General features: G+C 68.3%; 1 protein-coding gene. It reads left to right on the top strand.

Annotation, left to right across the window (positions count from 1 at the left end):
* Positions 1-287: hypothetical protein (locus ACFIKI_RS08505; protein ID WP_375666778.1), on the top strand; the 287-nt coding region annotated here is incomplete at both ends.

The raw sequence follows: 287 nt of genomic DNA, 5'->3' as shown, positions 1-287 counted from the left end.
GATGCGGGCAACGAGTCGGCGTCCGCAAGCATACTTGTGGATGCCAGCGCGGAAATCGCGGCGCAACAGCAGGTCTCGCCCAAGGTGGCCGCTGCGGGCGAGCCGCTGACCTATACGGTCACGGTGCCCAACTACGGCCCCTCGTCGGCCGCCAATGTCACGCTCAAGGACGTGCTGCCTGCAGACGCCATCTTCATCGGCACGCCCACGGTCACCGGCGGCGGCACCTGCACTCCGGCTGCCACCGATGGCGTGCAGGGCGGCACGCTGGAATGCGCCTGGACCAA

The sequence above is a fragment of the Bartonella sp. TT121SHDZB genome (genome assembly GCF_042193415.1).
In the GTDB taxonomy this organism is placed as follows: domain Bacteria; phylum Pseudomonadota; class Alphaproteobacteria; order Rhizobiales; family Rhizobiaceae; genus Bartonella.
The sequence above is the reverse complement of the archived record's forward strand: the minus strand, read 5'-3'. Positions and strand labels throughout refer to the sequence as shown.